The organism is Cystobacter fuscus (genome assembly GCF_044360685.1).
GTDB lineage: Bacteria > Myxococcota > Myxococcia > Myxococcales > Myxococcaceae > Cystobacter > Cystobacter fuscus_C.
Genome location: NZ_CP043491.1, coordinates 10,616,192 through 10,632,841, shown reverse-complemented (window position 1 = coordinate 10,632,841; position 16,650 = coordinate 10,616,192). Strand labels below are relative to the sequence as shown.

At 68.8% G+C, this 16,650-nt stretch carries 11 protein-coding genes; 3 read left to right on the top strand and 8 right to left on the bottom strand.

All coding sequences use genetic code 11. The features are described 5' to 3' along the window. Positions 1 to 2 precede the first annotated feature (2 nt). The 7 genes from F0U63_RS43490 to F0U63_RS43460 form a co-directional block, all read right to left on the bottom strand. The gene (locus tag F0U63_RS43490; RefSeq protein WP_395840281.1) at positions 3 to 1,322 is read right to left on the bottom strand and encodes an amidohydrolase; all 1,320 of its coding nucleotides are present in this window, start codon (positions 1,320 to 1,322) and stop codon (positions 3 to 5) included. A 92-nt stretch (positions 1,323 to 1,414) separates the two neighbouring features. Beyond that, on the bottom strand, positions 1,415 to 1,591 hold the full coding sequence (locus tag F0U63_RS43485; RefSeq protein ID WP_395840279.1) for a hypothetical protein: 177 nt from the start codon (positions 1,589 to 1,591) through the stop codon (positions 1,415 to 1,417). 132 nt (positions 1,592 to 1,723) lie between these two features. Beyond that, positions 1,724 to 3,208 (bottom strand): Dyp-type peroxidase, encoded by a 1,485-nt coding sequence (locus F0U63_RS43480; protein ID WP_395840277.1) that lies wholly within the window; start codon positions 3,206 to 3,208, stop codon positions 1,724 to 1,726. After that, positions 3,196 to 4,509 carry a hypothetical protein gene (locus F0U63_RS43475; RefSeq protein ID WP_395840274.1) on the bottom strand — a complete coding sequence of 438 codons (1,314 nt, stop codon included), beginning with the start codon at positions 4,507 to 4,509 and terminating at the stop codon, positions 3,196 to 3,198. Before F0U63_RS43475 ends, F0U63_RS43480 begins: the two co-directional genes overlap by 13 nt. A 211-nt stretch (positions 4,510 to 4,720) precedes the next feature. Beyond that, entirely contained in the window at positions 4,721 to 8,746 is a 4,026-nt protein-coding gene (locus F0U63_RS43470; RefSeq protein WP_395840272.1) for a protein kinase, read from the bottom strand. 194 nt (positions 8,747 to 8,940) lie between these two features. Next, positions 8,941 to 10,341, bottom strand: coding sequence for a sigma-54-dependent transcriptional regulator (locus tag F0U63_RS43465; RefSeq protein ID WP_395840269.1), 1,401 nt, complete (start codon positions 10,339 to 10,341; stop codon positions 8,941 to 8,943). Beyond that, positions 10,338 to 11,801: an ATP-binding protein gene (locus F0U63_RS43460; RefSeq protein ID WP_395840267.1), complete on the bottom strand. Its 1,464-nt coding sequence runs from the start codon at positions 11,799 to 11,801 to the stop codon at positions 10,338 to 10,340. The genes F0U63_RS43465 and F0U63_RS43460 overlap by 4 nt, the downstream gene beginning before the upstream one ends. A 215-nt stretch (positions 11,802 to 12,016) precedes the next feature. Here F0U63_RS43460 and F0U63_RS43455 point away from each other — a divergent pair, with 215 nt between their 5' ends. Then, positions 12,017 to 12,439: a response regulator gene (locus F0U63_RS43455; RefSeq protein WP_395840265.1), complete on the top strand. Its 423-nt coding sequence runs from the start codon at positions 12,017 to 12,019 to the stop codon at positions 12,437 to 12,439. 15 nt (positions 12,440 to 12,454) lie between these two features. Beyond that, positions 12,455 to 14,530: a tetratricopeptide repeat protein gene (locus F0U63_RS43450; protein WP_395840262.1), complete on the top strand. Its 2,076-nt coding sequence runs from the start codon at positions 12,455 to 12,457 to the stop codon at positions 14,528 to 14,530. A 46-nt stretch (positions 14,531 to 14,576) separates the two neighbouring features. Here F0U63_RS43450 and F0U63_RS43445 read toward each other — a convergent pair whose 3' ends face one another. Continuing rightward, positions 14,577 to 14,819 carry a hypothetical protein gene (locus F0U63_RS43445; RefSeq protein ID WP_395840259.1) on the bottom strand — a complete coding sequence of 81 codons (243 nt, stop codon included), beginning with the start codon at positions 14,817 to 14,819 and terminating at the stop codon, positions 14,577 to 14,579. Positions 14,820 to 15,132: 313 nt separating this feature from the next. Here F0U63_RS43445 and F0U63_RS43440 point away from each other — a divergent pair, with 313 nt between their 5' ends. Further along, on the top strand, positions 15,133 to 16,647 hold the full coding sequence (locus F0U63_RS43440; RefSeq protein ID WP_395840257.1) for an SAVED domain-containing protein: 1,515 nt from the start codon (positions 15,133 to 15,135) through the stop codon (positions 16,645 to 16,647). Positions 16,648 to 16,650 lie beyond the last annotated feature (3 nt).

Genomic DNA, 16,650 nt, shown 5'->3' with positions numbered 1-16,650 from the left:
CTTTAGGGTGTGCCCAACAGCTCCAGGGCGGACGTGGTCAGGGTGGTGACGCCCGTGCGCAGCGTGCGCTCGCGGTCGGGCGCGAAGAGGGGGGAGTGCAGGGAGGGAAGCGTTTCGCCCGAGGTCTTGGCCTGCGCGTGCCGCTTGGGTTCCACCGTGCCCACCCAGAGCAGCACCGAGGGGACGCCGGCCAGGCCGTACTCGGAGAAGTCCTCGCCCCCCATGACGGGCTGGCCCTCGCGCACGTTGGGCTCGCCGAGCACGCGCGACACGGCCCCCACCAGCCGCTTCGTCAGCGCCGGATCGTTGTAGGTGGCGGGCGTGCCCTCGGAGATGACGATCTCGGGCTTGCGCGGGGCGCCGGCGGCCTGGGCCTCGGCGTTCACCACGCGCTCGATGGCGGTGAAGAGTTGCTGGCGCACCTCGGGCTTGTAGCTGCGCACGGTGAGCTGGAGCTTCACGTCGTCCGGGATGATGTTGTGCTTGGTGCCGCCGTGGATGGAGCCCACCGTCACCACCGCGGGCTCCAGGGGAGACTTCTCCCGGCTCACGATGGTCTGCAGCGAGAGGATGGTGCGGGCCGCGAGCACGATGGGGTCCACCGTGGTGTGGGGATAGGCGCCGTGGCCGCCCTTGCCGTGCAGGGTGATGTCGAGCGAGTCCACGTTCGCCAGGGCATAGCCGGGCACGTACTCGATGGTGCCCGCCGCGGCGGTGGCGCTGTTGTGCACGGCGACGGCGAAGTCGGGCTTGGGAAAGCGCTTGTAGAGGCCATCGTCGAGCATCCGCTTCGCCCCGCTGCCGCGCTCCTCGGCGGGCTGGCCCACCATGACGAGCGTGCCGCGCCAGCGCTCCTTGGAGCGCGCGAGCAGCGTGGCGGTGCCCAGCCAGACCGTCATGTGGACGTCATGTCCGCAGGCATGCATCACGGGCACGCCCTGGCCCGTGTCGTCCTTCATCTTCACCTGGCTGGCATAGGGCAGCCCCGTCTTCTCCTCGACGGGCAGCGCGTCCATGTCGGTGCGCAGCAGCACGGTGGGGCCCTGGCCATTGCGCAGCACGGCCACCACGCCGTGGCCGCCCACCTTCTGCGTCACCTCGAAGCCGAGCTGACGCATGCGCCCGGCCAGCTTCGCCGCCGTCTTCTCCTCCTGGAGCGACAGCTCGGGGTGCTGATGCAGGTCGCGGTAGAGGCCATCCAGCTCGGGATAGAGCGCATCGAGGCCGGCGAGCACGGGGGCGGGATTCGTCGCGGCAGGCGCGGCTCCAGGGAGCCCGAGCGTCGCGGCGAGGCACAGCGGCAGGAGAGGGAGTGTTTTCATGGTGGCGACGTCGTACTCCGGTGGAGGGGACTTCGCCCAGCACCCCCGCGCTGGTCGCGTCCCGCTCCACCGTCTCCCGCCATGTGTATTGTTCAGTTGTGCGGAGGGAACGCCGCCGGCTCACCCGTGGCGCCGTTGCCGTCGGGCTGAGGGCCGGAGCGCTTCTCCTCCTCGGTGGAGCGATCCGGGCCCTTGTGACGGACGGGCTCGTCCTGCTCCGACTTGCCTTGGCGGGGAACCTGCTTCTCGTCGAGGTTCTTCTTGTTCATGTCTCGCCTCTTCCGTGAAGGGTTATTCCCCAGAAGGTGGGCATGGTGGGATGGGCTGGCACGCGCGGGCGGGGGGGGATGCGCCGCGCCTGCCTGGATGCTCTCCGAGTGAGACATGCACGAGGGCGCCGTTCACGAGGCCAGGAAGCGGAGGGCCTGGATTCCTGGCAGGAAGAAGTAGGCGCCTCCCCGGACGTGGACGAAGCGGGGCACGCCGGTGATGCGCTGGCGCACGGGCTCGGCGGGAATGCTCACCGCGTAGTTCTCCGCGCGAGAACCCTCCAGTTCGGGGTCGTGGTTGTTTCCAGCGATGGGATCCCTGCTGTCGTAGAGCCCCGTGAACTTGGGGTTGTTCATCCAACTCTGTTGGATGAATTCGAACTGGCGCTGGATGTTCGCATTGAGCGCGACGAACATCATGCCCTGCTCCCCATTGGAGTCCTGGTAGGGCCGGCCCCGCCGGATGAGCTGCCGACGGTCCGAGACCTTCAGCGACGTCTTGCTCGAATCCGGAATGAGCGTGTCGCGGGGGTTGCTCCGGCGGATGTGCGAGGCCATGGGGCAGCGCAGCCCATGCGGGTCATTTCCATACAGGAAGTCATTGTTGCGCGTGGTGTCCCGTCCGAGCTCCTTGTCGTCCCGTGCCGGGCACAGCGAGAGCGGTGCGCCGCTGCGCCAGCGCCCCATCAGCTTCGCCGCCAGCAATTCACGCCGATGGGCATCGCCCTGGGGGTCTTCGGGATCCCGTGAGTGCTCGTGCAGGAAATGCTCGAAGGACTCCACGTCCTGCCGCAGCTTGCGCAGCACCAGATAGGTGCCATTGCATCCCAGATCCTTCCGGGACGAGCCTTCGAGCGCGGGGAGGAGCCCGCGCGAATCCTGCTCCGCGGACACGGTGGGAGAGGAGGGCAGCTGCCCGTATGCGTTCTCGTAGCCGAGGATGAATTCTCCCGCCTTGATGGGCGGTGTCTGTCCGGGCTTCGCTGGAGTGCCCTCGATGGTGGGCTGGGTGATGCCATCCCGGAAGCCAAACGCCTCCTTGAAGCCGTTCTGGGTGCCCTCCTCGCCGTCCATCCTCCGCAGGCACGCGTCCTGGACGAACACCTCGCCAAGTCCGGCGGCATAGCGCTCGCGGTGGCGCGCGTGGAGGGACTCCATCTCTTCCAGGTGCTGCTCGTCCCCGTGGGTGAAGAGCATGAGGACGAGGTGGATTTCCTTGTCCTCCTCGCCCTCGCGGACCGGCCCGCCAAAGCACCACTTGTGCGGCGCGCTCGCGCCCGTGTCGCCGAGGGCACGCGCACGATGGGCACTGGTCTGTCCCTCGACGAACTCCGGCAGGAAGGACTCGCGCACCTCCCGAGGCAGCCCGAGCGCCGCCAGACCCTTCTCGGTGAAGGCCACATGCACCGCATGGTCCTTCCGCTGGCCTTCCGCCTTGGCCCCCTGGAGCTGCTTCATCGTGGTGACCTGCTCGGACAGCTCCCGCAGCCAGGCCTTGGCTCGCTCTGGATGCTTCACCCGGAGGAACGCGTAGCGTGCGCGCGGCAGGTCGCCATAGCCGGCGAAGACAATCGCCTGGATATCATGCCAATCGAGCTGCTTCTTCATGAGAGCCATCTCAGCCATTCCTTTACCTGCTCCGCCGACAGGCGGGCCTTCGCCTTCGCGCGGATGTTCCTGTTGTTGTAGATGTTGGAGACGCTCAGATCCGGGTGCCGGGTGAACCAGACCTGCGTGTAGACCTGATGCTGGCGGACCCACTCCTTGAATTCCTCCTCGCGGTCGGCACCCAACTCCAGACGTGGAGGCCAGACGCGCAGCCGCATGGAGGGGAATCCCTCGGTGTTGCACCAGATGGTGGTGAGTCCGATGCTCGCCCGGTCCACGAACGTGCCGAGGTAGTCCTCCCAGCTCCCATCGTAGTTGCTGAAGAAGAGCAGGCGGTGCTTCGCGCGCCCCGCCCCGAGCGGCTCCTCGTTCCGCACGAGGATCCAACGCGCGAAGTGGATGCCCTCGATGCCCCCGAGGTGGCCCTCGGCGAAGGAGTACCTGGCCCAGTAGCCCCACACCCACAGCGCCAGCTTGACCAGGAGCAGCCGTGACAGGCCCGGCTTGAGGTCCACCAGGTGCGTGAGCTGGTTCTGCGTCTGGAAGTCCTCGCGCTCGAGCAACCTGCCCCGCCTCTCGCGCCCCTTGAGGCGGTAGGTGGGGTGGGCCGCCGCCCCGCGTGCTCCCCTCAAGCGATTCGCCGCGGCCTCCACGAGCCTCAGCCCCAACAAGGCCAGTCCCGTGGGGAGCGCCACTGGCAGCGCGAGCACGCCCAAGCCGACACGCACGGCGCCCGTGTGCAGCAGCCGCTTCTTCCAGGATGGCCGCTCGGGGTCGAGGGTCAGCGCCTGGGCGGAGGCGCGCGCTTCGAGGTATCGCCCGATGTCCGCGTGGAGTTGATGCTCCTCCCCCGGCTGGTACTTCCCGCGAGCCTCATCGAGGTAGCTTTGGATGTGCTCCCGTACCCGGGCGTCGTTGTCGATGCTCTCGACGCTCATGCCCGGGTAGCCCTGGAAGAAGAGGGGCTCGGTCAGCGCGTGGTCGAGCAAGTAGCCCATGAGGGCCTCATCCGTGTCCTCGGCTCGGAGTGGTGGCGCGCAATGGCAGTAGATGTGCTCGCGCAGCGTGCTCCCGGCCAGGCGCACGAAGCTCCGCAGGAAGTCTTCCACGGTGGAGTCGAAGTTGGCCTCGAACGCCAGCATGGGACCGGGAATGATGACCCAGCGCAGGAAGTGGGTGGCCTTCAGCTCGTCGAACGAGAGGTGTGGGTTGTGTTGGATGTCATGGCCGATCTTCTCCAGCACCTTTTCCAGCGAACGGAAGCGCTCGAGCTGGATGGGCACGAGCACTGTCAAGGCATTGCGCCTCATGGCCACCTGCTTGCGCTTCCTCGCCTGCCCGCGCGAGACCTCCCGTGGGACCACGCGGAGCGGTTCAACGCCTGGTCGGGTGAGCGGGTGGACCGCTCCTGTACTCGTGTCATCCATGCAGAATTGCCCTCGCTTCTCCTGGTCTGAGCGAAGGGAGTGCATTCGTGACGGGTGATTCGCGGGAGCCGTGGCGCATGCCCACGCCCGCGCATCACGAGCTGCGGGAGTATTCCCCGTACGGCTTCGAAGCCTGGTACGTCCCGAGCAGACTCGCGCGCGCCCGCTGCTCATAGACGGCCATTCCGTGCTCGTGGGCGAAGTGGATGGCCTCGAGGAGTTCCGCGCGCGCCTCCTCCTCCCGGCCCGCCAGCCGCAGCAGTTCGCCCCGGGCGCGATGCAACTCGGGCAGGTACGAATACTCTTTGACCGTTGTCGCCGCCGCCAGCGCGTCGCCCACCACGGCCAGGCCTTCCTTCGCCTGTCCCAGCCGCAGGTGGATGGAGGCCATCATCCCCAGGGTGTGGTGTACGCCCGCGAGGATGCCGGAGCGCTCCCACTGCTCATGGGTCTGCTGTATCAGGACCAACCCCTCCTCGGGACGCCCCAGTTCGGACAGGGCCCAGGCCCGCAGCAACGAGGGCCACAGGTACCACAGGAAGATGCGGTGCTCGCGCGCGAGTGGGATGCACTGCTCGGTGAGCGCCAGCGTGGTGCTCGCGTCCCAGCGCAACTGGCTGCCGAGGGCGCAGTAGGTGAGCGCGAGTGCCATCGTGTGCGGATGGCCGATGCGGCCGGCCAATTCCAGTGCCTCATGGGTGAAGCGTTCGGCCTGCTCCGCCTGGCCCACCACCGAGAGCGGAAGCGTGCCATAGGCCAACACGGCCACGCGCGGATTCACCGACTGGCTCACGGCGAGCTCCCGGTGCCGCTCAAGGTCGAAGTCCGAGTGGGCCCGTGCCTGCTCCACATGCTCCAGAGACCGGGCCATGTCCCCCCAGATGAAGAAGTTCGTGGCCATCATCCGGTGGCCCATGCAGAGTAGCTCGCGGTTGCCCTGGCGCGCTCCCAGGCTCACCAGCAGATTGGCCACCTCGTGCGCGTCGTCGAACCTGGCTCGCGCGGAGTAGTAGGCGAATGAGCCCCAGAAGCCCAGCTCCAACCGTGGCAGCTCCTCGCCCACTTCTCGGAAGAGCGCCTGCGCCCGCGCGTACGTGCTCTCCACCTCGGCCGACTGGTAGCCTTTCACCTGCGCCAGCGGAACGCCCAAGGCGATGAGCAGCTGCAGTTCCTCCTTCGTGATCTCCGTGGCGTCCGGCAGGCTGCGTAGCAGCTTCAGCGCCTGGGTGAGGTGGCTCACCGCCTCCTCGTTGGCCGAACGCAGGCTGGCGAGCATGCCGCCCTTCTTCCAGTAGTGGATGGCGGGCTGGAACTCCTGGGCCTCCTCGTAGTGGTAGGCCAGCACCTCGGGCCGTGTCTCCGCCACCCCGGGAAAGTGTTTCTCCAGCACGTGGGCGATCTTCCGGTGGGAGTTGCGCCGCATGCCCCGGGGCTGGGACTGGCAGGCCGCCTCCTGGATGAGGGCGTGGCGGAACTGGTAGGTGAGCCCGGTGTTGTCGGGCTGGAGCTGGAGCAGACCGGCCGACACCAGCCCCATCAGATTCCGGCGCAGCGAGGGCTCGCTCTGGCCCGTGAGGATGACGAGCAACGTCTGGGAGAAGGTGCGCCCCACCAGCGCGCACAACTGCGCGAGCTGCTTCTGCCGCCTGGGCAGCGAGTCCAGCCGCGCCAGCAGCAACTCCTGGAGCGTCACGGGAATGGAGGCCGATGCTCCGCCCTCCAGGAGCACGCGCGTCATCTCCTCCACGAAGAGCGGAATGCCGTCCGTTCGGGCCACCAGTTGCCGCATCGCCTCCGCCGGCAGGGACTGGCCGCGCGTCACCTCCTTCACCAGCCGCTCGGTACTGGCCGCGGGCAGCCGCTCCAGGGCGATGGACTCGAAGCCCGGGCCTTGGGTCCACGGTGGGTGGAACTCCGGGCGTGCGCTGAGGACGAAGAGGATGCGCGCCCGCTCCACCTTTTCCCTCAGGTAGCCGAGCAGTTGCAGCGTGGAGGGGTCCGCCCAGTGCAGATCCTCCACCACCACCAGGACCGGTTGCTCCCCGGCGTTCCACATGAGCAGCAATGCCAGCGCCTCCAGCGTTTCCTCCTTCTGCCGCTGCGGAGTGAGGCGCAGGTGGGGCGAGTCCTCGGCCACCGGCAGTGACATCAGCGCGGCCAGCAGCCGCACCTGGATGGGCGACAAGCCTCGTTGCTGGAATTGTGCCTCCACCACGCGCAGGTTCTCCTGGCGCGAGCGCTCCGGGCGAAGCCAGTTGCGTTGCAGTACCTCGATGAAGGGGTGCAGCGCGCTGGCGCTGTACTGGCTCCAGCACTGGAGCCGCAGTCGCATGGGCCGCTCCGGTGACACCCGCGCGAGCAGTTCCTGGATGAGGCGGGACTTGCCGATGCCGGCCTCGCCAGACAGCAGCACATAGCTTCCCCGCCGCTCGCGGGCGCGCCTCCACGCGTCGAGCAGGCGCTCCAGCTCCCGCTCACGGCCCACCAGCGGGCTCAACGTTCCACCACCCATGTGCGCCCGCTCGAAGCGGATGATGGCCTCGCGCGAGCGCAGCACACGGTGCACGGCCAGCGCGCGCCTGCCGTCGAACGTCCTCGAGCCGAGCGGCTCCGTGTCGAAGGCACGCCGCACCAGGTTGTGTGTGTTGGGGCCGATCACCACCTCGTCCGGCCCGGCCTGCCGCGCGAGCCACGCCACCACCCGGGGCGCCTCTCCCTGGATGGTGGGGGTGCGCCCGCGCAACTCGGGGAGGATGTCGTCGAGCACCACCATGTCCGTGTAGATGCCCACCCGCGCCGACAGCACCGCGTGACTTCCCGGCGGCACCTTTCCCTGGAGAACCTCTCGCACGGCGGCGGGCAGCGCCAGGCCCGCGAGCACCGCGCGCTCCGAGTCCCCCTCGCGTGCCACCGGGTAGCCGAAACAGGCCAGTGCCTCGTCTCCCATGCACAGGTGGACGAAGCCTCCGTGGCGCTGCATCACCTTCGACGCACACTGGTGGAAGGTCGCTTCCAGCTCGCTGAAGTCCTCTGGATCCATTTCCTCCGCCAGCGCGGAAAGCCCTTCCAGCTGGCACGACACCAGCGTCACCTGCCGTCGCTGAGGCGCCACGGACAGGGAGGCCTCGTGTCCCGGCCGGAGATGCTCCCCCAGTTCGCGCAGCTCCTCACTCAGCTCCTCGGCCGACAACAACCGTTGCGAGGGCTCCTTGGCCAGCACCACGGACAGGAGCGACTCCAACTCCCCACGCAGCTCCGGGTGGCGCGCGCGCAGCGGCGGCACCGGCTCCGGCGACAGCACCTGCTCGCGCAACTCCTCCAGGTCCATGGAGGGATAGGGCAGCTCTCCGGTGAGCAACTCGTACAAGATGATGCCTGCGGCCCAGAGGTCGGTGCGCTCGTCCACCGTCTGCCCGCGCCATTGCTCCGGTGCCATGTAGGCCGGCGTGCCGGCGGTGGGAAGGTGCGGCAGCGCCGAGGGGCCTTCCGTCAGCCAGGCGAGTCCAAAGTCGAGCAGCTTCACCGTGCCTTGTCTGGTGATGAAGACATTGCTCGGCTTGAGGTCGCGGTGGACGATGTGATGCTGGTGCGCGTGCGCCAGCCCGGCCGCCACCCCGCGCATGATGTCCAGCGCGTGCCACGGCGCGAGCCGCTTCTCCCGCCGCAGCACCGCCGCGAGCGATTCGCCCTCCAGACACTCCATGACGAGCACGGGCACCGGGGACTTGCCCGGTCCCTCTGCCCACTCGGAGATGTCGAAGATGCGGACGATGTTCTCGTGGTCCAACTGGGCAATGGCCCGTGCCTCCCGCAGGCCCATGCCGGCCAGCTCCTCGCGGGGAAAGAGGAGCTTGAGCGCCACCACGCGCTGTAATTCCTCGTCCCGGGCGCGGAAGACCTGCCCCATGGCGCCCTCTCCCAGGCTCTGGAGGATTTCGAAGCGGCGTCCGTCCAAGCCTCCCAGGCGCTCTCCAGGCACCAGACGGCGGAACGCGTGCTTCGGCGAGGAGCCAGCCACCTCTTTCAGGAGCGAGTCCCCGAAATCCGAGTCCTCGAATGACTCCTGGGAGGGGGGGGGCGGTTGTTGGTCGCCCTGCTCGCCGTCGCCGCTCTTCCCCATGGTTGGACCCCCGTGAGTTGTCCTGAAAAAGGTAGGAGCCCCTCGGGGCACGGGCAATGAACCCTCCTCCATGGCGCCAGCGGCCGGCCCACCGTGAGCCCGGTCTCTTGGACTTGTTGCTCCGGAGCGGCGTGGCGGCGGCCAAGCCCTCGAATTTCGGGGCAGATAACCCAGACAGCCATCACCCCCGTGGCCTACTCCTTGGCGTCGTCCTTGTCCTCCGTCCCGGCGGCGGGGTGGCGGCGGCCGAGCTTGCGGTAGAGCGTCTTGCGATCCACGCCGAGGATGCGCGAGGCGAGTGTCCGGCTGCCTCCCACCGTCTCCATGACGCGCTGGATGTAGCGCCGCTCCATCTCCTCCAGTGACACCAGTTCGGACACGTCCTGGTTCTGTGTCTGGGGATTGGGCGCGCGGTAGTCCCGGATGCGATCCGGCAGATCCTCCACCGTGAGCTGCTCGTAGGCCGTGAGCGCCACCGCGCGCTCGATGCAGTTCTGCAACTCGCGCACGTTGCCGGGCCAGCTATAGGCCAACAGCCGCTGGGCCACCGCGGGACTCAGCCCCACCACGCGCTTGCCGCTGCGCGTGGCGAAGTGCTCCAGGAAGCGCTGCGCCAGCAGCAACACGTCATTGCCCCGGGCCCTCAAGGGCGGCAGCTCCAGGCCGATGACGTTGAGCCGGTAGTACAAGTCCTCGCGGAAGCGTCCCTCCTCCACCGCCAAATCCAGATCCCGATTGGTGGCGGCGACGATGCGCGCGTCGAAGGCCACCTCCGTCTCGCCGCCCACTGGGCGTACCGTGCGCTCCTGCAGCGCCCGCAGTAGCTTGGGCTGGAGCGTGAGCGGCAACTCCCCCACCTCGTCGAGGAACAGCGTGCCGCCGTTGGCCTTCACGAACAGGCCCGGGCGCGACGTCTTCGCGTCCGTGAACGCGCCCCGCACGTGGCCGAACAACTCACTCTCCAGCAGCGCCTCGGGCATGGCCGCGCAGTTGATGGCCACGAACGGCCCCGCCCGGCGCCGGCCCCGCGCATGCAACGCCCGCGCGGCCACCTCCTTGCCCGTGCCGCTCTCGCCCGTCACCAGCACCGACGTGTCCGAGTCCGCCACCCGGTCGATGAGCTCGTACACCCGGCGCAGCGCGAGGCTCTCGCCCACCACGCCCCCTTCCGTGGACACCTCGCCCAGCGCCCGGCGCAACCGCCGCACCTCCTCGCGCAGCGCCCGGTGTTGCACCGCCCGCTCCAGCACCAGCGCCAGCGCGTCCAGGTCCACCGGCTTCGTCACGAAGTCGTACGCGCCCGCGCGGATGGCCGCCACGGCCGTCTCCAGGCTTCCAAACGCCGTCACCACCACCACGGGAATGTCCGGACGGTTGAGCGCGATGCGCTCGCACAGCGCGATCCCATCCATGCCCGGCATCCGCAGGTCCGTGAGCACCGTGTCGAAGTCCTCCGACTCGAGCAGCGCGAAGGCCTCGTCCGCGCTCCCTCGCGCCGTGGGCACGAAGCCCCGGCGCCCCAGGCCCTTCTCCAGGAGCGCCCGCATCTCGCGCTCGTCCTCGACGACCAGCACGCGGCCCTTCGTCGCGCTCATGTCCCCGCCTCCTGTGCGTCCCTCGCTCCCGGTGGGAGGAAGATGGAAAAGCAACTACCGCGTCCGGGCTCGCTGCTCACGGAAATCCACCCCCCATGGTCCCGGATGAGTCCATAGGAGACAGACAGGCCGAGCCCCGTTCCCTCGCCCACGTCCTTGGTGGTGAAGAAGGGCTCGAAGACGTGGGGCAGCACCTCGGGGGCGATGCCCTCGCCCTCGTCGCGTACGTCCAGCCGCACCCACTCGGCCTCGGGTCCTCCCAGGTCCTTCGGGGGCAGGGCGCGCTCCCGCCCGAGCCGCACCCGGAGCACTCCCCCCTGCTTCATCGCCTGCATGCCATTGACGATGAGGTTGGTGAGGGCCTGTTGGATCTGCCCCGCGTCCAGCTCCAGCATCAGCGGGCCCGCGGCTTCCTGGTCCAGGGTGACGTGGCGCCGTGCCGCGAGCGGCCGCAGGAGCGCGAGCGTGCGCTCCACGAGCTGGGTCAGGTCCTCCGGGGCGCGCTGGGGCGTGCGCCGCCGGGCGAAGTCCAGGAGCTGGCGGATGATGCCCGTCATGTGCTGCACCTGCTGGGAGATGATGCGGGCGTATTCGGGCACCTCCTCGCCCTCGGCCTCGCCCGAGGCGATCATCTTCGCGCGGCCGAGCACCACGTTGAGCGGCGTGCCCAGCTCGTGCGCCACGCCCGAGGCGAGCTTGCCCACGGTGGCCAGCCGGTCCGAGTGCCGCAGGTGCTCGAGCGTGGCCACGCGCGCCGCCGTCTCCGCCTCCACCTGCGCGCGCGCGGACGACAGCTCGTGGGCCATCTGGTTCATCGCGCTCGCCAGCGTGGCCAGCTCGTCCTCCTGGCGCAGGTGCACCCGGGCCTCCAGGTCTCCCTGCCCCACGCGGTGGGCGAGCTCCACCAGTTGCTCCACCGGCTGGCCCACCAGTCGCCGCCCCATGGCCATGGCCACCACGAGGAAGGCGAGGGTGATGGCGCCCGTGGCCACCGCGGTGCTCACCACCGTCTGCCGCACGTGCTGGTGCTGCTCCACCAGGGGCTCGATGATCTCGATGGCCCCCAGGCGCCCGTTGACGGTGACGGGGGTGAAGGAGATCAACCACCCCGGTGGCCGGGATTGGTCCGTGAAGGACGTGTCCTGTCCGTCGAGCAACGCCTCCCATTGCTCGGCGGGCAGCGCGTTGCCCTCGCGCGAGTTCAACCACAGCCAGCGCACCCGCACCTGCTCCTGGAAGAGGTTGGCGTCGGAGAGCAGGGTGAGCGCCGCCTCCTGGCCCTCCACCTGCCAGGACCGGACGAAGGAACCTCCCAGCGTGTGGCCGAGCAGGCGGTGATCATGTTGCATGTCCAGCTCGGAGCGAGCCAGCTCCCTGCGCACCTGGATGGTCTGCAGCCCGGCGATGACGGCGAAGACGAGCAGCACGAGGGCGAGGACGATCTTCCGGGCGAGCTTCATGGCGTGATTCCGGGGTCTGGCATACCCCCTGGGACTTCTTCAAGAAACGCACCCATCCCCCTGCTTCCCAGGGCCACCCTCCGCGAGGCGGAATGCCCCCGATGGGGCAGGCTGCCCCCGGAGCGCGTCCTCCCGGCCCCGTGTCCCCTCCGAGGCGCGCACTGGCACACGGCATGCTCCTGGGGGGGAGTGACCTTCCTCCCGGAGCGTTCGCCATGATGCTTTCCGAACCCCAGCCGCTCCGCGTCCTCCTGGCGGAGGACGATGAGGAGATGCGTTCGCTCCTGACGTTGACGCTGGTGCGGGCCGGCTTCGCGGTGGTGGCGGTGGAGGACGGCCACGAACTGGCCGACTACGTGGCGCTGACGCGGGTGTGTGGGGGGCCCTTGTCGCCGCCGGATCTCATCCTCTCGGACATCCGGATGCCGGGGCGCACCGGGCTGGAGGTGCTCGCCCAGACGCAGGCGGCGGGGCTCGCCTGCCCCGTCATCCTCCTGTCGTCCTTCGCGGACGAGGAGACGCGCGAGGAGGCCAGACGGTTGGGGGTGCGAGCGTTCCTGGACAAGCCGGTGGACCTGGAGGTGCTGCGGGACACCGTGCGGCAAGCGGCCGGAGCGCCCGGCCCGTCGTTGCGCTAACCTCCGCCGCCGCGCATGTCCCGCTCCCGTCCGATCCTCGTCGCGTTCGTCTCGCTGCTCGTGTTGGCCGCCGGAGCCGCTGTGTGGCGCACCTCGGCGTCCACCCCGCCTCCGCCCCCGGCGGTGGCCGTCCCGAGTGCTCCACCCGCGGTGGCTCCCGCGGCCGTGAAGCCGGCCGAGGCGATGGCCCAGGCACCCGCCCGGTTGTCCTCGCCCGCGGCGGGCTACGTGGGCGCGGAGAAGTGTGGCGAGTGCCATGACACCGAGCACGAGGCGTGGAGCAAGGACTGGCATGCGCGGGCGCTCTCGCCGGCCGAGCCCCGCTTCGTGGTCGGTGACTTCGCCAACACCCACTACAAGGGCGAGTCCAGCGAGGCGTGGATGACGCGGCGCGACTCGCACTCCTTCATGCGCACGCGCGGGCCCACGGGCGTGCTCGCCGACTACCCGGTGGACTGGGTGATGGGCGGCAAGCACATGCAGGATCCCGTCACCCAGATGCCGGATGGCCGCTGGCAGGTGCTGCCCATCTACTTCCACGTCACCGGCCACGGCGAGTGGGTGGACTACTCCGAGGCCAAGCAGGGGGCCCTGCCGCCGGACCATCCCTTCTTCTGGTCCAACTGGCAGCGCAATGCCCAGCACTCGTGTCTGGACTGCCACGTCACCGGGCTCGACACGCGCTATGACCGCGCGACCCATCGCTGGAGCACGGGCTTCGCGGACGCGGGCGTGGCGTGCGAGAGCTGCCATGGCCCGGGCGCGCGCCACGTGGAGACGCAGCTCGCCCGGGACATCGTCCAGCCGGAGAAGCTCCCGCCGGAGAAGGGTCTGGCCCTGTGTGCCCAGTGCCATGGCCCCCACCGCACGCTCTTTCCGTCGCTGGACGCCGCGCACCATTTCAAGCCGGGCGAGCGCTACGAGGACAGCTACCAGCCCATGGTGTTGCTGCTGGGCACGGAGCGCTCCGGCGACTTCTTCGACGATGGGCGTCCGAAGACCTCCAGCTTCGAATACCAGGCCCTCATCCAGTCGCGCTGCTACCTGAAGGGAGGCGCCACGTGCCTCACCTGCCACGACGCGCCCCACGACGGGCACGTGAATGAGCTCAAGCAGCCCAAGCACCCCGCGAAGGCGGTGACGGTGGGCTCGGCGACCTGCCAGGGCTGCCACGCGAAGGAGTTCGCCGAGGGCTCCCGGCACACCCACCACACCGCCTCGGCCGAGGCGCCCGACTGCGTCGCCTGCCACATGCCGCCCACCATCTCCGGCGTGCTGGACACGTTCGCGGACCACGCCATCGACGTGCCGGTGCCGCGCAACACGGTGAAGCATGGCATCCCCAACGGGTGCAATGCGTGCCATGCGCATGCGAAGGCCACGCCCGAGGCGATGGACGAGGCGCTGGCGAAGTGGTGGCCCCAGGCCAAGGTGCGGCAGGCCCGGCGCATGCGCCTGGCGGATGCCCTGGCGGTGAAGACCGCGGCGGACAGCCGCCCGTTCCTGGAAGGCGTGCTGGCGGACACGAAGGAGGCGCCGTCCCTGCGTGGCGTGGCGGCGCAACTGCTCGCCCAGCGCTTCCACCAGGACGCGGTGCCCGCGCTGAAGGCGGCGCTCGCCACCGCCCGGGACTCGGGCCTGCGCTCGGACCTCGCCGCGGCGCTGGCCGCCACGGGCTCGCGCGAGGCGCTCGACCTGCTCGCTCCCCTGCTCGAGGACAAGTCGCTCTGGGTGCGCCAGTCCGCCGCGCTGCCGCTCGCCGGGGCGGGGGATGTGCGCGGGCGCGAGACGCTGGAAAAGCTGGCCCACACGCCCGCTTCGGAGGGGCTGCCGATGCCGCACGTGTTGCTCGGCCAGCTCGCGCTGCGCCAGGGCGACATGGCCAAGGCCACCACCGAGCTGGAGCGCTCCCTGGACCTGCAGCCGTACAACGCCGGCGTGCTGGTGATGCTGGCCGATGTCTACGCCCGCCAGGGCGACCTGCCCCGGGCCCGCGAGCGCTTGGAGGAGGCCCTGCGGTTCGATCCGCGCAACAAGGCGGCGCGGCAGCGGCTGAGCATGTTGCAACGGGGGCCGGGCCCGCGCCGCTGAGCGGGAGGGCTGGCATGGAGGCGCCGCGCCGGGGACGGGGCGCGCCTCAGTACTCCTTGCTCCAGATGAAGTCCGCGCCACCCACTTGAGCGTCGCCATACTCGGCCTCCACGCCCCAGCGCGGGCCGAACTGGTACTCCAGCCGCACGGAGTTGGCGTTCTCCCGCCGCGTGGTGGATTGGTTCTGGGGCGATCCCAGCCGGCTGCTGTAGCCCAGGTAGAGCTTGTCCGTGACGAGGAGGTTGTGGAGGGGGGCTCGCGGACCTCTGAGCGACTTCCAGGGCCCCATTGGCCGGAGGCTGGTGCCGGACCGAGGTGGTGGCCTGCCGACTGGAGCTGAAGTGGGCGCGGTTGATTCAGCTCCTTACCTGTTCCTGCTCGCGTCGGACCTTCAAGTCGCGGTGCTCGCCCTGAAGGTGGGCGAGGCGCCAAGCTCATGGGGGCGTGCGGGGGCTGTGGGTCATGGCGTGCGCGGACGCTTGGCGCGCACAACGCGGAACTTGCTCTGGCCGCGTAACAGCCTGATTTGACTCGATCAACATCGAGTTCTAAAGGAAATATCCGACGCCGTCTTCAAGTTGCTGGTGGAGCGAGAGGACGCGATGGCACTTCACCAAGTCGGTGCACGCATCGAAGGCGACATCTTCCAGGGGATGATCTTCTGGTGGAATGCGGCCATGCTTCTTCGGCCGTCATCAAAGGTGGTGCGCGTCACCATCGAGAACGACAAGGCTGCCGGCGTCGACGACGTCTCGATTCACTATGCGGCGCCCGGCATTGACGCCGGTGGTCGCCCGTGCGCGGCCGACTACTACCAGGTGAAGTACCACGTCGATCGCAGCTCCGAGTACGCAGCGGACAGCTTCTGCGATCCGTCGTTCATCAACGCCACTCGCTCGCTGCTTCAGCGGTTCCATGATGCGCGCTCTCGCCTCGGCGACACCGACGGATGGCATCGGCTGCACTTGATCAGCAACTGGCAGTGGTCCGCGACGGACAATCTCGGCCCGCTGTTGCGTCTCTCTGATGAGGGAGCGCTTCCCGGCCGGTTCTTCACCGATGGCCCACGCTCTGCCCTCGGCAAGATCCGAGAGGCTTGGCGTGACCATCTCAAGCTGACGGAAGATGCTTTCGAGGACTTCGCTCGGCGGCTCCGGCTTCGTGTGGATTACCTGAGTCGAAGGGAGCTCAAGGAGAGCTTGAACGAGCGGTTCATCAATGTCGGGCTGCGAGGGATCCCCGTCGACAAGACGCAGAACGTTTACGACTCGCTGACGCAGCAGCTCATCATGAACGGGACCAACTCGTTCGACCCGCAGACGTTCCGGGAGTTCTGCGAGCGCGAAGACCTGCTCGCGTCACTGCCGCCGTCCGGCCCTCCGGTCCTGGGGATTCGCAGCTTCATGCGATGCGCGGAGCGCATGGAGGACGAGTGCTCCTCCTTCGTCTGCGTGGCAGGCAACTTCGAGGGCCGTCATATCCGCTCGGCAGAGTCCTGGCAGAGCGCGGTCGTGCCTGACGTGGCGTCGTTCTTGAAGAACGCCTCGCAGTCGCTTCGCAGTGGTGAGAACCACCTCCTCCTTGAGTGCCATAGCTCCGTCGCCTTCCTCGCTGGTTACGAACTCGATCGGAAGTCGGGCACGCAGGTCTTCCCCGTGCAGAAGGGTATCCGGAAGTCAGTCTGGAAACCTGAGGCCTCGACCAGCACTGCGAATAGCACGTGGGCGACGACAGCCAGCGCCACGTCCAGGGGGGGCGATGACGTAGCGGTCGTCGTCTCGGTGTCGCGAGACGCGCTCGCCGATGTGAAGGCGTACGCGGAGGGTATGCCGGCGATCGGGACCGTCGTCGACGCGCGCCCCGTATCGGGCGTCGGGCAACGTGCGGTCGCCGATGCCGACCACGCCGTAGCTCTTGCCGACAGCCTCGCCGAGGTGATTCGCACGAACCGGCCCAAGAACGGTGGGACGACGCACCTCTTCATCGCCGCCCCGAACGCGCTCGCGTTCTTCCTCGGGCAGCACCGAGGAGCGCTGGGCAAGGTGCAGCTCTACGAGTTCGATTTCGAAGGTGAACGGGGCGGATCGTACTCGCCGAGCATTAGCCTGCCGGCATGACGA

Excerpts from the sequence above, each read along its gene's own strand:
- F0U63_RS43480 (WP_395840277.1), bottom strand. The coding sequence starts at position 3,208 with ATGGCTCTCATGAAGAAGCAGCTCGATTGGCATGATATCCAGGCGATT.
- F0U63_RS43490 (WP_395840281.1), bottom strand. The coding sequence starts at position 1,322 with ATGAAAACACTCCCTCTCCTGCCGCTGTGCCTCGCCGCGACGCTCGGG.
- F0U63_RS43455 (WP_395840265.1), top strand. The coding sequence starts at position 12,017 with ATGATGCTTTCCGAACCCCAGCCGCTCCGCGTCCTCCTGGCGGAGGAC.
- F0U63_RS43485 (WP_395840279.1), bottom strand. The coding sequence starts at position 1,591 with ATGAACAAGAAGAACCTCGACGAGAAGCAGGTTCCCCGCCAAGGCAAG.
- F0U63_RS43465 (WP_395840269.1), bottom strand. The coding sequence starts at position 10,341 with ATGAGCGCGACGAAGGGCCGCGTGCTGGTCGTCGAGGACGAGCGCGAG.
- F0U63_RS43470 (WP_395840272.1), bottom strand. The coding sequence starts at position 8,746 with ATGGGGAAGAGCGGCGACGGCGAGCAGGGCGACCAACAACCGCCCCCC.
- F0U63_RS43460 (WP_395840267.1), bottom strand. The coding sequence starts at position 11,801 with ATGAAGCTCGCCCGGAAGATCGTCCTCGCCCTCGTGCTGCTCGTCTTC.
- F0U63_RS43445 (WP_395840259.1), bottom strand. The coding sequence starts at position 14,819 with ATGGGGCCCTGGAAGTCGCTCAGAGGTCCGCGAGCCCCCCTCCACAAC.
- F0U63_RS43440 (WP_395840257.1), top strand. The coding sequence starts at position 15,133 with ATGGCACTTCACCAAGTCGGTGCACGCATCGAAGGCGACATCTTCCAG.
- F0U63_RS43475 (WP_395840274.1), bottom strand. The coding sequence starts at position 4,509 with ATGAGGCGCAATGCCTTGACAGTGCTCGTGCCCATCCAGCTCGAGCGC.
- F0U63_RS43450 (WP_395840262.1), top strand. The coding sequence starts at position 12,455 with ATGTCCCGCTCCCGTCCGATCCTCGTCGCGTTCGTCTCGCTGCTCGTG.